This is a genomic window from Candidatus Gracilibacteria bacterium (assembly GCA_041658685.1).
Classification (GTDB): domain Bacteria; phylum Patescibacteriota; class Gracilibacteria; order UBA1369; family UBA12473; genus JBAZZS01.
In genome coordinates, this window is the sequence record JBAZZS010000001.1 from 276,074 (window position 1) to 290,139 (window position 14,066).

Annotated in this window: 13 protein-coding genes; 4 read left to right on the forward strand and 9 right to left on the reverse strand. The window is 44.3% G+C overall.

Annotated features, from left to right (window positions below; translation table 25 throughout):
• Positions 1-18: 18 nt before the first annotated feature.
• The 3 genes from WC882_01075 to WC882_01085 are packed head-to-tail and all read right to left on the reverse strand — an operon-like array spanning position 19 to position 2,314.
• Positions 19-771 (reverse strand): hypothetical protein, encoded by a 753-nt coding sequence (locus tag WC882_01075; GenBank protein MFA5842257.1) that lies wholly within the window; start codon positions 769-771, stop codon positions 19-21.
• 25 nt (positions 772-796) lie between these two features.
• Entirely contained in the window at positions 797-1,456 is a 660-nt protein-coding gene (gene rsmG / locus WC882_01080) for a 16S rRNA (guanine(527)-N(7))-methyltransferase RsmG (GenBank protein ID MFA5842258.1), read from the reverse strand.
• A 51-nt stretch (positions 1,457-1,507) separates the two neighbouring features.
• Positions 1,508-2,314 (reverse strand): helix-turn-helix domain-containing protein, encoded by an 807-nt coding sequence (locus tag WC882_01085; protein MFA5842259.1) that lies wholly within the window; start codon positions 2,312-2,314, stop codon positions 1,508-1,510.
• 163 nt (positions 2,315-2,477) lie between these two features.
• Here WC882_01085 and WC882_01090 point away from each other — a divergent pair, with 163 nt between their 5' ends.
• Both WC882_01090 and WC882_01095 read left to right on the forward strand, forming a co-directional pair.
• Positions 2,478-3,596, forward strand: coding sequence for a hypothetical protein (locus WC882_01090; GenBank protein MFA5842260.1), 1,119 nt, complete (start codon positions 2,478-2,480; stop codon positions 3,594-3,596).
• A 120-nt stretch (positions 3,597-3,716) separates the two neighbouring features.
• Positions 3,717-4,871: a hypothetical protein gene (locus WC882_01095; protein MFA5842261.1), complete on the forward strand. Its 1,155-nt coding sequence runs from the start codon at positions 3,717-3,719 to the stop codon at positions 4,869-4,871.
• Between the two features lie 39 nt (positions 4,872-4,910).
• Here WC882_01095 and WC882_01100 read toward each other — a convergent pair whose 3' ends face one another.
• The 3 genes from WC882_01100 to polX all read right to left on the reverse strand — a co-directional run bounded on the left by WC882_01100 (position 4,911) and on the right by polX (position 9,487).
• Positions 4,911-5,657, reverse strand: a complete 747-nt coding sequence (locus tag WC882_01100; GenBank protein ID MFA5842262.1) for an RsmE family RNA methyltransferase — start codon at positions 5,655-5,657, stop codon at positions 4,911-4,913.
• Positions 5,658-5,663: 6 nt separating this feature from the next.
• Positions 5,664-6,449, reverse strand: coding sequence for a prohibitin family protein (locus WC882_01105; protein MFA5842263.1), 786 nt, complete (start codon positions 6,447-6,449; stop codon positions 5,664-5,666).
• Between the two features lie 1,304 nt (positions 6,450-7,753).
• A complete protein-coding gene (gene polX, locus WC882_01110) occupies positions 7,754-9,487 on the reverse strand; it encodes a DNA polymerase/3'-5' exonuclease PolX (GenBank protein ID MFA5842264.1) in 1,734 nt (577 codons plus the stop codon).
• A 105-nt stretch (positions 9,488-9,592) separates the two neighbouring features.
• Here polX and WC882_01115 point away from each other — a divergent pair, with 105 nt between their 5' ends.
• A complete protein-coding gene (locus tag WC882_01115; GenBank protein ID MFA5842265.1) occupies positions 9,593-10,306 on the forward strand; it encodes a hypothetical protein in 714 nt (237 codons plus the stop codon).
• Positions 10,307-10,321: 15 nt separating this feature from the next.
• On the opposite strand, the gene WC882_01120 is transcribed toward WC882_01115, so the two are convergent.
• Complete coding sequence (locus WC882_01120; GenBank protein MFA5842266.1) at positions 10,322-11,263, reverse strand: radical SAM protein; 942 nt, start codon at positions 11,261-11,263, stop codon at positions 10,322-10,324.
• A gap of 375 nt (positions 11,264-11,638) precedes the next feature.
• Positions 11,639-12,283 carry a hypothetical protein gene (locus WC882_01125; protein MFA5842267.1) on the reverse strand — a complete coding sequence of 215 codons (645 nt, stop codon included), beginning with the start codon at positions 12,281-12,283 and terminating at the stop codon, positions 11,639-11,641.
• 277 nt (positions 12,284-12,560) lie between these two features.
• Between WC882_01125 and WC882_01130 the strand changes: the two genes are divergently transcribed.
• The gene (locus WC882_01130; protein ID MFA5842268.1) at positions 12,561-12,992 is read left to right on the forward strand and encodes a MarR family winged helix-turn-helix transcriptional regulator; all 432 of its coding nucleotides are present in this window, start codon (positions 12,561-12,563) and stop codon (positions 12,990-12,992) included.
• Positions 12,993-13,047: 55 nt separating this feature from the next.
• Here the strand turns inward: WC882_01130 and WC882_01135 are convergent, their stop codons facing one another.
• Entirely contained in the window at positions 13,048-14,055 is a 1,008-nt protein-coding gene (locus tag WC882_01135) for a hypothetical protein (GenBank protein ID MFA5842269.1), read from the reverse strand.
• Positions 14,056-14,066: the final 11 nt, after the last annotated feature.

The window sequence follows — 14,066 nt, forward strand, 5'->3', positions numbered from 1 at the left end:
AAGGGGTTTCTTTTAAACTTAATCCACGCAAATCATCCCTTCGTCCGCGCCGTGATAAATCTCATAAGAATCCATGAGCGTTACATCACCACTCGAAGTCACAAGGTATTTTTTGGCGGTGAGCAATGTAAGATAATGACAGCCGCACCCTTGATCGGAAAAGAGAAGCACTTCATATCCTTTGTCCGTTTCTTCGGCATAGGTTAATTGGAAATCGCTTGGATCGATCGAAAATTTTACATCCGAAGGAAGCGTAAAATCAAAAAGAGGATCATCTCCGGTCAATGCAATGGCAAAACCGATGGCTTCTTCCGGGGTTTCCACTGGCGCAAACAAGGTTTTAAAATCATTGGTGTTTTTAATGAAAGACAGATAACCGCCCAAAGAAATCGCGTATTGATAAAAAGGGTCGGAAGGACAAGCGCTCAACCGCACCGAATCATTTTCTTCCGATGAATAATCCCATCCCCAACATTCAATCATGGGATAAGCGGGATTGAGACCTCCGAGAGAAGAAGAAGGAATATGAAAATTACCACACCCCGAACTTGTTATGGCCGAAGGATTGGGGCAAATGATAGAGCCTCCGTTTTCAAGAGCACAACCGATGTCCATAAAAAGAGAGAGATCATTTTTGAAGTCGGGAAGGGGATTGGTTTCATGAAAAGTGGAAGACGCGGGCGCAACAACTCGATAGGTTCCATAAAGCCCTCCGAGAATGAGAACAAGGGCGGTCACGAGAAGAAAAATTTTTTTAAAAGAAAAAGTCATGATGAAGGTTTTAAGGGTTATTTTTTTATAAAGGGCGTTTTTTGGGGAGGCCATTTTTGCGCGGATACGCATCGGAAATAGCTTCGGTTTTGCGGAAAACCAAGAGCGAACGAGACCCTTGGCCTTCGGGCAATTCATAACAAATCGGGCCGTCAAACATCAAATGGAGCTCGGCTTGGGCTTTGAGTGAAGCTTTGAGTTCTTCTGCGAAATCACCGCTTTTATACGCCACAAACAAGCCGTGGATACACACAAATCCTGCCGCGTATTCCAGCAAGGTCGAGAGGGGAGCTACGGCGCGCGCCACCACCAATCCAAACGATTCACGCAGATCCAAGTCGTGAGCTAAGGTTTCAAATCGGCCACACAGGGTTTTGACATTCTTAAGCCCAATTTTTTTCACCATCGCTTGAATTGCATCGATTTTTTTTGCCGTGGCATCGACGAGCGTAAATTCGGCTTGGGGACACATGATGGCCAACGGAATCCCGGGAAACCCGCCGCCACATCCAATGTCCAGCACTTTTTGTTCTTCACCCAACTCAAAAACCTCAAGCAACGCCAACGAATCCTGGACATGTTTAATTTGGAGTTCTTCACGCGTTTTGTACGAGATTAAATTGAGTTTTTTATTCCATTTTTCCAACTCGTTTAAAAAGTCGGAAAACATTTGAGCTTGAGTCATGGCGTTACTATAAAGGAAAATCGGGCGGGTTCGCAAATGAAAGCCAAGCTTTTAGCTTTTGCCGTTGCGCTTAATTTTTTTGTCGTACTCCTCCGATTTTTCCCAAGCCAGATTGAATAGACTGCGAAGCGCTTGCGCCATGTCTTCATTGTGCATTTTCATGCCCATGGGTTCTTTCCCGTGAGTGGTGAACATGGCGATCATGTTGCCGATGATATTGATTTCACAATTGCCGGGGAAACGATCCTTTGGGACAAGATTTGTTTTCCGGAGTTCTTTCGTGTCGCGAGCTTTATATTCAATGGCGGCATTGGTACTGGGTTGAATGCTTTTAACATGCATCCCTTTCTTGACGCGTTTTTGCGTGTAATCCACCCAATCGTTCCCGCCGAGTTCCGTGTGATAAGTATTGAGTCCAAAACACAGTTGCTCTTTTCCTTTTTCGTTTAAAGTCTCCTCAATCAAATCCGTAACCGCATCCAATCCCTGAAAGTATTGGATCTTCCCGCGGATCTCCAATTTCGGCATTTTCCCTTTTTCGCGCAATTCGTGAAGTTCTTTTTGCAGTTCCGCCGCGCTTTTTTGCAGGCGCTCCATTTCTTTAACGCGTTGATTGCAGAGAGCGACGACTTCGTCCGGTTCCGTAGCGTCAAAATGAGTGACATTGTTTTTGCTGAAACTTGTGATCATTCCTTTTTTTTCAAGCACTTCCAAAATCGCATAGCAATTGGCGCGTTTAAGTTCCAGGCGCTTGGCTACGATGCTGGCAATGGATTCTCCGTGGGTGAGCAAATAAAGATAAACTTTCACTTCGCTCGAGTTGAGTCCCAAATTGTAAAGGAAGCGTTCAATCATCATGCGCGAATCATACTAAAAGCCGGGGTCGATTACAAATACCTTGCAAAGAACCTGTTATCAAAAAATTGACAACACCTTGTTGACGGAAAATCACTAACAGATAAAGCGTGACAAAATTTAATTTCGTGGTGAAATTGGGACTCATTTTTTAAATTATAATAATATGTCTGATGAAAATTTTGAGCCTGGGATGAATGCGCTGACAAGTACTGTTGTCTGCCTACCTGGAAAGGAGGGCGAACTATTAAAAGTAGCTGCTGATTTGGCGGAGGGAACAGGCGAATTGCCTGAAGCACATTGTGATGGTTTTAATGTATTATTAGATGCCGTTCTTGACCGTAATCTAGGAGGTGCAGCTCGAAGCAACAGAAGTGCTATGAGGGCTTTGCTGGACTTAAAAGGTCTAACAGGATTGGATGGAGTGAGCGGAAAACTTAAGGATTTGATGGGGGATGACTTGGATGCAGTTGTTGCCCGTTTGCGGGAGGCGTTGGCAGGTACTGGTATCCTCTCTGATGCCCTACGAGCATTAATGCGTAAAGAACTTATTAGGGGGCAACTTGCACCTTTTATGCTTACTCGTGCGGCGATACTGCATCGGCTTAAGAATGCCGTCCAGGCTCTCAAAGATCCATTAATGGAATTAACTCTTAATCCAAAAGCAGGAGCTGCACGAGAAGGAATGTCCTTACTTGCCTCTGCAAAAAACGGCCCTACAAGTGAACTCTATGATGCTTTGGTAAGAGAAGTCATCACAAATTCGATTGAACCGGTGGACATGGTCAAATTGGCAGAAACAGGTAAAAACATGGGGCTAGCATACAGGTGCATTAGCGAGGCTATTCATAGTCAACTCATTGCTAGACTTTTGGAAGAATTACACTCGGATGTTTCATTGGTGACTCCATCAGATAAATTGCATGGACACAATACTCACCCCCATGCGGATGATTGGCGTTCCCTGAGAGATCCGGACATGGGGAAATGGGAATTTTCTTTAGCACATAGAAATGATGAAGGGTTAAGACAAATAAAAGTTGAGGCTCGTTTGGTTCCTGTGGGAGAAATAAAGAACGCATATAAATGTTCAGGTTTGGGAGTTCCAGAAATCCATATGCCAGGGATAATTGAGAAGCTCAACACGCATTTAAAAAGAAATGGGATTCCTTACCAGATAGGAGAAGTGAATTGTAGCAAGGTGTCTCAACGAGGTCTTTTAAGTCAGTCAGTTCCCTTGGTGGATTCTTTCAACGCGAAGTTGATTTTTGAAGAAAAGAATTAGATAAAAAATCTTGTTCATCGCATTCAAAGCAAAATTTGGTCAGAGAGCTGGTTTGATCTCAGCAATAGAGCACGATTTCTTGATTCAGTTGCTTTCTTTAAATCTTAAAAAACTAAAAATATGTCTAATTTAGAAGAGGCAGAAGGTCTACATCCTGATGCTGTAGTCCATATGTGTAAGGAAGTATCGCGAGAAGCTCAAGCCCTCCTTGGCGTTTTGAGGAACCCCGCGAAAATTGATGAATTGAGAGACCACTATCAAAGTATCCTTAAGCTAAGGCCAGAAGCAGTGTCTAAGAATTTTGGTGTAGGCGAGACTAGAAATGTAACAGATTTAGAGGGCTTGCGTTTGGAAGCTGTGATGATTGTTATTGATTCTTTGAGAAAGTACATCATTGCAATGGGGAAGGCAGTACAACCAGAAAGTAATATAAAATATATAGAAGGGGCCTTAAACCAATTAAATGGTTTTTATATATACTCTTTTAATAACTCGGGTAAGTTTGACGATGGTTTAACGCGAACTCATACTACAATCCAGGTAGAGGTTATAAACGCTTTAACAGATATTTTTTTCGCTTTGGGAGGTCCAGCAGGAATGGCTGACTTGAAGGGAAAGGAAGATAGGGGTGTTAATGAATTCGTAATGGTAAGGTTTTTAATGGATTTTTTTTATAGAGTGAAATATGAGCAGGAGCATCCTTCGGACAATAGGCATGAGCGTAATGATTCTGTATTAAAAGCCATTAGAGAAGCTATTGATAGAATTGACCAAGAATTTTTCCCCATTGACCCGCTAGGTCCTGTCACAACTGAAAAAGTTGAAGGAACCGCTGAAGACCCCCGCCTTGCTCCTTTACGAGCAAAATATGAAGCACTTGATTCTGAAAACCGTAAGTACAAAGGAAAACTCATTTCTTGGGCGCAAATTTTTAACACTTTCCCAGACATAAGTCATATGTTAAAAGTTGGTCTTTTAGATAATGCAGTGCCGCTATATATAAGTGTTCGCTGGCGTTGTATTTGCCTCGTTTTTGCAGATAGGCCTATCCCCGAATCTGACGATGAATCCGGATCTGACGATGAATATATCCCTAGATTCACATTGGCGGATCCACATAGCGTCAATGCTGATCCGGAAGACAAGAGGTCCTACTTTTCCCGTATCTATCCGCAATTTACGGAGGATAGCATTAATTCTGCATTTTATCCTGGCGCCTGTCCTGCCTTCTTAAGGCGGCTTAGGCTGGCTGGTCGCGCCCGCCGATTAACATAAAAAGCACAGTGCGGTAAAAAGAGACTACAGAGAGCTGGTTTAATCTCAGCAATAGAGCACGATCCCTGCAATCACCGGCCCTGCGGTTTCGGTGCGCAAAATCCGCGGGCCAAGCCCGAACAAAGTGAATCCTCGTTCGCGCGCCAGTTCTACTTCTTGATCGGAAAAACCTCCTTCCGGCCCAATGATTAAGTTGATGGTTTTTGCTTTTTTAAGCGAGGGGAGAAGAGAGGAAATTAAAACCTCTTTTTCGCGGGCATAAGCCAAAAGTGTGACATCGGCCTGGAGCTCGGGCGGCAAGCCGTTTTTTAGAATTTCCGAAAAATTCGTTTCCGGCCCAAGAATCGGGATTTTCCCGCGTTCGCATTGTTCCGTTGCTTCCTTAAGAATGACGGCCATGCGTTCCCGTTTGCGAAGAAAAGGAACCTCGGTGTGTTCGGTAAGTAAAGGATAAAATTCCGTGATTCCAACTTCCGTGCCATGACGCAACACCTCTTCAAATTTGGCTGGATTTTTGGGAATGCCTTGCAAGAGTCGAATGCAAACCTCGGGTTCGCCTTTGCATTTTTGTTTGGTGCCATGCTGCAGCACGACTTGATGCGGGGCAATGGTGAGAATTTTCGCCTCATATTCCATCCCTGTATTATCGAGAAGAATCACCTTATCTCCTGCCTGTTGGCGAAGCACGCGAAACAATTGATGCACGGTTTCTTTTTCATTCAAAACAATCGGTTCTCCAACCAAAGCTTGAGGTTCCACAAAAAAGCGGTGCAACGTCTTGGTCATAACGTTTTATTGAATGGTCAAAAAGGGCATGGTGCCATCGGACAGCATGTAGGTGGGTAAAATCCCGTTCCATTTTTCAATGGCTTTGAGTTGAACATAGGATTCACCCCCGGCGCTTTGGATGGCTTGAGTCTGCGCTTTGATAGCCTCGGCCTCGGCTTGAGCAGTCACAATTTTTTGTTCCGCCTCATACTTGATTTGCTCGAGACGATTTTTGGACGCCAAAGCGTTTTGTTCAGCCACCACTTTATTTTCAATGGCTTCCGAGAACGATGCCGAGAATTGAAAATCCACAATGGAAACTCCGTCCACAATGATGCCGTACGGTTCGAGTCGGCTCTTGAGCTCCGTAGAAATCACTTCTTTGACTGAGGCGCGTTGGGTGATCAGTTGCTCGGCCGTGAATTGCGCAGTCCCGGCTTTCACCGATTCTTGGATGGAAGGTTCGATCAGAGACCAGCTTTCCGCTCCACGAAAGGTTTGATAAATCGTATTCACACGGGTCGGGTCGAGGTGATAGTTGAGGGTCATATCCGTGTATACCATCTGTAAATCTTGAGAAGCCGCATCGGATTGAGCATTGTACTTTTGCATAGTGATATCAATGGTTTTGATTTTTTGAACCATGGGAATCACAAAATGGATCCCTTCATCCAAAATTTCATCTTGGACAGCTCCGAGTTGAATCACAATGCCGCGTTCTCCGGGATTGATGATTTCAAAACAGCTGAAAAGCATCATCAGTGCAAGGAAAAGCACTAATCCAAGGGCAAGTTTCTTAACTTTTGACATAAAAAATGTTTAGAAAATAATACATCGCTAATATAGCGGTTTGAGGAGCGAAAGACAAGGCATCATCCCCGTGGGAACGGGGATCCAGCGAAAAAGAGACTCATGCGATTTTTAATTTCGGCTTGACGGGAAAATTTGCGGAAATTTTTGCTTATTATTTTGCGTGCCGTTTGTTTTTCGAGAATTCCGGAAAATCCAGCGGTTGGCTTGAAATTTTTCGTTGAAATAGCCTTTTTTGACGCATGAGATAGGCCCTCTAAAAGCAAAGGTTTCTTTTATTTATTTCTACCATAAAAAATGTGTTCTTTTGGCTTTTATAACCTAAAATTTGATTGTTTTCGAATGTGAATTTTATTATGATTTTTATACTAATAACTAACAAAAATTCCAATGAATATCCTCGATCCAAAAATCATTCATCAACAATTTATTTCTCTCGGCCGAGAGCGAAATAAAATCACTTACAAACTCCTCGTTCTTCTTCCGCAAATCTACGAACAAAAAATCTACAAAACGCATGGTTATGCCACCATCTACGAATATGCGGGAAAGCTGGCCGGACTTTCTCATTCCGTGGTTGAAAAAGCTCTAAAACTCGAGGAAAAACTCAAAAACAAACCCCATCTCCAAAAAGCCATCGAAACCCAAGGGATTCATAAAGTGGCGATCATCGCCAACATTGCCACTCCGGAAAACGAAAAGATGTTTGCGGATAAGGTTGAAAATATGAGTAAATCGGCCCTTCAGCAGTTCAGCAGAGAGCTTCGCGGAAAAATCCAAACCAATTGGAATATTGAAATGGATACGGAAATGATGACTGCGTTTTTAAAATTGAAAGAAAAAATCGGCAAAAAGCTGAGCAACAAGGAAGCGCTGAGGAGAATGTTGGAAATGCTTAGTGAGAGATCGGTAAAAAATGAAAAACCGCAGCCAAAAGCCCAAAATAGACAAGAAATCCCCGGGGAAAAAGAAGATGGGCGATACATTCCGATCGCTCAAAAAAGAGAAGTTCTCGCCAAAACCAACGGTATTTGCTCTCACGAAAATTGCTGCAACCCGGCCCAAATTTTTCATCACCAAATCCGATTTTCTCAAGCCAAAAATCATGTCTCTCTCATCCCCCTTTGCAAAATCCATCACGAATTCGCGCATAACGGCATTACGGAACCCCTAACACAAGCCGACGAGCTTTATCGAAAATACAGACAAGCGATGCTAATCTGATATTTTATTCAAACCAATTTTCATTGGATCAGGAAAAGAGACTGGATTCCCTCATGCGCGGGAATGACACCAAAAACTTTTTATTTTTTTCTAAAATACGCGAGCAATTTTTCTACCGGCAACGTATTGAGAATGTCTTTTTTCTCCAGCCAACCGCGTCGCGCCATGCCAACGCCAAATTGCATAAACTTGAGGCTGTCCGTGCGGTGAGAATCCGTGTTGATCACGAATTTCGCGCCTTCGGCATGAGTTAAACGGCAATTCCCTTCATTCAGATCGAGGCGAAAACTGGAGCTGATTTCCAAGGCCACGCGATATTTTTTCGCTGCACGAGCGATCTCGATCAAATCAATGGGGTACGGTTCGCGATCATTCACGATTCGGCCTGTTGGATGACATAAAACCGACACATACGGATTGGACATGGCCTTGAGAACGCGCGCGGTTTGTTGCTCGGACGGGAGGTTCATTTTTGTGTGCACCGAGATATTCACAAAATCGAGTTTTTTAAGAATTCCATTCGGATAATCGAGACTCCCATCTTCCAGAATATCCACCTCCGCGCTTTTTAAAATACGAAAATTCTTCAGTTTTTTATTGAGCGAATCAATGTGCCGCAAATGATCTATGAGCCGAGCTTCATCGAGCCCGGACGCCACGCGCAACGACGACGAATGCTCCGTGATCCCGATGTAGCGATACCCGAGTGCCTGGGCCGCAGCCACCATTTCTTCGAGCGTGTTGCCGCCATCGCTCTCGCGGGTGTGCATGTGAAGGTCGCCCTGAATGTCGCTCAACTCAATCGAATGGGGAAGTGTATTGTTGAGAGCCGCGTCAATTTCACCTTCATCGCGTCGCAATTCCGGAATGATGTAGGGGAGTCCGAGCGCTTTAAAAAGGCTTTCCTCGGTTTTTCCGGCCATCCTTTTTTCTCCTTTAAAAAGTCCGTATTCATTGAGCTTGAATCCTTTTGAAATCGCGAATTTTCGCATCGCAATATTGTGCGCCTTGGATCCGGTGAAGTAATGCAACGCTGCGCCAAAACTCGATTCATCCACCACGCGCAAATCCGACTGAATCGGGCCGTTCGCAGATTCCAAAATCACACTCGCCTTGGTCTCTCCGTGCGCCAAAATTTGCTGCACATCCGGCTGAGTCACAAAATGCGCCACAATTCGGCCATGATCTTTTTCGGTTTTCCCGGTCACGAGAATGTCGATGTCGCCCACGGTTTCCTGTTTGCGGCGGCAACTGCCCGCGTACTCGACCCGGTCCACCACCGGGCAGGTTTTGAGATAGACCACAAGGCGATTCGCCATCTCGGTCGCGGCATGCAGAATCAGGCGTTGAGAATGTTTTTCGTGATCTTTGATGGATTGAATCACGCTGGTTTGGCTTTTTTCTCCCATGCCCGGGAGCTTGGCCAACAATCCGGTTTCCGCCGCGTGTTTGAGTTTCGGTAACGAATCGATGCCGAGCTCGGTGTAAAACTTTTTCACTTTTTTGGGTCCCAACCCGCGGACCGTGAGAAGCTCCAAAAGCCCGGTTTTAAACCCGGCGAGCAGCATTTGATGTTCGCGACAATCGCCGGAATGCAGGATTTCAATAATTTTATCCGCGAGCCCTTGCCCCACGCCCGAGAGGTCTAGGAGTTTTTTGGGATTCTCATCCGCGATTTGCCTCATTTCCTGAGACGAATGTTCGATGGTTTGCGCGGCGCGTCGATACGCCAAATACCGAAAGCGATTTTCCCCCATGAGCTCGAGGATATCTGCCATTTCCCTGAAAATTTGCGCAATTTTAAGGTTTTCCATTATTTTTGTAAAAATTCCTTAAAATGAAAAGTGAGAAAAATATAACATAAGTTTTTGGAATTTGGTAGGATGATGAAGATGGTTTTTATTCCTAAATTTATTCTCATGAACTCAAAAATCAAGTTAGCCCTTCCCTTGGTTTTGCTCTCCTTAATGTCCCTCAGCGGTTGCGGAGCAGATGAAAATATCCCTAAGGAAGAATGTATCCCCAATCCCAATGCGTTGATTGACCCGTGTGCGGATTATTCGAATATTCTGGAATCTACCGGAAAACCGGTGATTTATTTGTATCCCGAACAAGAGACAAAAGTCAGCGTCCAAGTGGCGTATCAAGGCCTTCTCACCAGCACGTACCCGCAAGCCCAAAACGGCGCCTGGGAGGTGATTGCCTCACCGGACGGGACGTTGAGCGATGGAAACAGAACCTACGACTATCTTTTTTGGGAGGGGATTTCTCCGTTGACCGAAACGTTTCAATTCACGGACGGATTTGTGGTTCAACGCGAAGAAATCATTCCGTTTTTGGAGGAAAAGTTGACCGTGCTCGGATTGAACGATTCGGAGCAAGATGATTTCATCAGTTATTGGTTGCCGCAAATGAATGGAAAAGGGTGGGTGATGGTGCGCTTTTTAAAGGATGAATACGAGGCCATGGTCAAAACCACGATCGTGCCTCAACCCGACACCGTGATTCGCGTGTTTATGATTGTGAAAGAAATCGATTCGCCTGTGGATTTGCCAATGCAAGAGTTAACGCCTGCGCCGGAGCGATCCGGGTTTACGGTGGTGGAGTGGGGAGGGAGTGACTTGGGGGAGTAGGAACCGGCGCCAAAATTATCTATCTGTTTTGCCTTTTGTTAATTCAAGCGATTCCACCTCATCCAATGTGTCGATCGCCGTATCTGCATAACCGGCTTTTATAAATGCGGCGCGAAGTTCCTCTATTTTATCCGTTGGCATGGATTCGCATCCGGTCCGATTTTCTTTGAAAGGATGCAAACGCGGTCGCACTAAATGAGGAGGCAAAACATCAATAATCTCACGTGGGTCACAATCGCTATCCACGGTAAGTGTAAAAGTGAGGGTCGCTTTTCTAATCCCTTCATAAGCTTGTTGTATTCTTTCACAGACATCTTTTATGCCTTCCATGGGATACAAAGGCACTCGCCTTTTTTGTGGCTGTCTTTTTTCCTGTCGCCCCTGCTCGTTTGTAGAGGCCAGTGAAATTTGCCAACTCAATCCCGGCTCATAATCTTTCATAAAATCAAAAACTTCTTCCAGATTTCTTCTTACGATCGGGAGATCAGGCAAAACCGTGGAAATTTTAATTTTACGACGCAAGTGACGACTTACGGCCACCAAAATATCGCGACAATGCGGATTTAAAAGCAGTTCACCTCCATCAGTAAAATTTATTTTATAAGGATTTATTTGAAAATTTCTTTGCACCGCTTGTTCTTCCAAAATTTTTATTTGATCCACGACTTGTTCCGGAGTCAGACTCCTGTGAAGGGCATCTTTGTCAGGAGAATGAGAACAAAATTTGCAGCCCATCACACATCCCAACTGAGGTGAAATTTCAAAAACATGACCGCTGCCCCGTCTGTCTCTGGGGAGTACTCTGGCAACGATTGGTTTCGCTCTTTGATTGTCTGTAAATTCATGGGGGAGGACCGATATTCTTAAGGCGTGGTTTCCATTGGAATCATAGGGGCTGTCATCGGGTGATCCAAGGATTTGAAGAGAATAGTCAGGGGGTGTATCAATGGGGGTCATATAATGCTTGTTTTTAATAAAAATAAAAAAGCCGCTTCATGGGGCGAAGCGGCCGGGGAGATTCTTGGAATTCAAAAATCAGAGTCGCTTCATTCGAGAAACGCTCTTCTTATTGAGGAGATTATTGGCGAGGGTTGAAATTAGTTTTTGGGTTGGGTTCAATCGTGACATGGATAAATTTTTGAGAATAAAAAAATCGCTTCTCTGTGAGGAAGCGGTTTAAGGGGGCTAACAGGGGATGATTTTGCAAAACACACCGCTTCACTCAGAAAAGGTCTTCTTCTTGGCGCCGACGGTGTTGAGGCAAAGGGTCATCATGGGGATAGTATGGGGAGTTGGGGGAGGGAAGTCAAATGCGTAGATTCAAACGTTCAACTAAAAAGATCGCACTTTTATAAAAGCATTTCCCAAAGCCTCATCCTCAAATTCCCCCATGAGTTCTACTCCCACTAAATAGTCTATGGATAATCCCTCAGGGGGGACTGTGACCACACGCTCCTCCATGAAACTAACATAGGGATTTAACGCTAGAATTTGTGGGCCGAGCGCAAGCACAACCCCTTTTCGTGTTGCTGCAATTTCTTTACAAAATCGATCGAGGCCTTTAAGACTCCTTATATTCAAACATCTCATAATGGCTTGTCGAATTTCTTCTTTTTCTGGCGAAAGCCCTTCAAAATCAACTCCCATTTCAATTAAACCAAAATAGGGGCAAATCAAATGGGGCTCCAAATTAAAATCACGATTTATTAATTGTTCCCAAAGAGCGTATCGAAGCGCATTGATCTCCGCATATTCCGCCGCATCCTTAAGGGGAGTTTTATTATCACCCACCCTCGGGTAAAAGAAGAATTCACGGCCATGGTTGCCTGAGGGGGGCATTGTCCCATATTGTGCTAAATATCGAATCGCCTCCATAGAGGTCCCATGGAATCCCAAAAAATTAGGATTGTTTTGGTTCATTCGAACATTAGACAAGTCCTGAATACGAGAAAGATAGGGAAATTCTTGGTCTCTCAAATGATTTTTATTTAAAATTTTAAATAGATGGCATTAAAACAGATATTTCATATTACGTCAAGGTGGCGTTCCCACCCTCTTTTTATAAATCTCCATTCCTTGTAAAATCACATTGTCGCTTATAACCCCCTTCCATGAAAAACCAAATCAAAAAAATCGCCGGTGCCTTTTTCAGCGTGGGAATGCGCTATTTTAGCGCGTTATTGCATATTTGACTTTCTAAACTTCGAAGAATATACTTGATTAGTCAATCATTAATCAATTAATAATCAAGTTTATGGAAACCGCAACCCCTGCATTGAAATTCTTTTTAAATCTTTCAAAAGTCCAAGCCATTGTCTCACGTCGCTTTGATGGCGGCTTGGGGGGATTGGGGTTGAACGAATTCATCATTTTATTTTATTTGAACCAAGCTCCGGATGAAAAAATGCGCAGAATTGATCTTGCTGAAAAAATCGGGCTCACCGCTTCCGGCGTCACTCGAATGTTGGTTCCCATGGAAAAAGTCGGATTGGTGAATCGAGAAATGACCGAACACGACGCTCGCGTTCGTTATGTGACTTTGGCTCCCGGTGGCAGGCGCAGACTTTCGGAAGCCATGGAAAGAGCGGAACTCCTCTCTCAAGAACTAATTCCTACGACCAAACTTAAAAAAATAAAAGGGATCTCAACATTGATGGCCGAATTGGTGGGAACGATTCGATGATAAAATACCCCGCAGCAAGCTACGGAGTATTTTATTCCAACTAATACTGTGCCTTTATTTACTGTGCGAAAAATACAGTCCTAAAAATATTGAAAACCACTGCTTCTTGATCCGCGTTTAAGTCTTTACCGGAAAGAGTAAAATTACCTTCACCTTTTGGTGATTCAATATTAAGAACCATCGGGCCTTCTCCTGTTGTTTTTGGAGTATAAATAATCGCGTCCCATCCATTGATTAGTGTATACATAACGTCATAGTCAGACAACGGATACTGGGAATTATCTGAAAACATCCCGACATCCTCCACGCCATAGTTGTATACTAGCGAGATCCCGTCTCCGGAAACCGTGCCTACATAGGTATCAATGCCTTGTTCAGGTGTCAAAGCCCATCCCGATGGAGCATAAAGGAAAAAACTACCTTGGATTAAACTGACCCAACCCTCGGGAGCGGGAATCCGATCATTGTTTCCATAGCCGACCGCCATATTTTCATTGGAGCCGTCTTCGTTATGTCCGTACCCAATGTCTTCCATCACTTTTACTGCCGATATAAAAGCGGCAATGTCCTCATGGCTCACCGAGCTGTTTGGAACCCAGATCCCATCCAAATTTTCCGGAACCGGTTCCGTGCTTTCAATGGTGAAGCTATAATTGTAAACCCTCGGACCATAAGCCAAATTTCCGCAGTCAAACACTCCGCCACAACCGATATTATAAATCTCAACTCCATCGGAAGTGGTTTCAACCGTAGTCTCGGAATCAGGAAGTTCCCATATTCCTGTCTCCGTCTCGATTAATTCCATGTTTAACGAAAGCGTATAGGTTTCATAATCGGGGATGGAAATCTTGGCCGTGGTCTCGGTTTGAGAAACCAACGTCCAGTCCGACGGCAACGTGAAAGTGAACAAGTTGAGATTAAGCGTTCCCACCGTATCGACGGGATTTGTGTTGTCACTGACTTCATCTCCTACATCCGCATCGGGGACGGTTGTATTGTCTTCCACGGTCGCAGCACATCCGGAAAGGAGTAATGCAACGGCAAAAGGAAATAAGAATTTTTTCATGAATGAAAAGG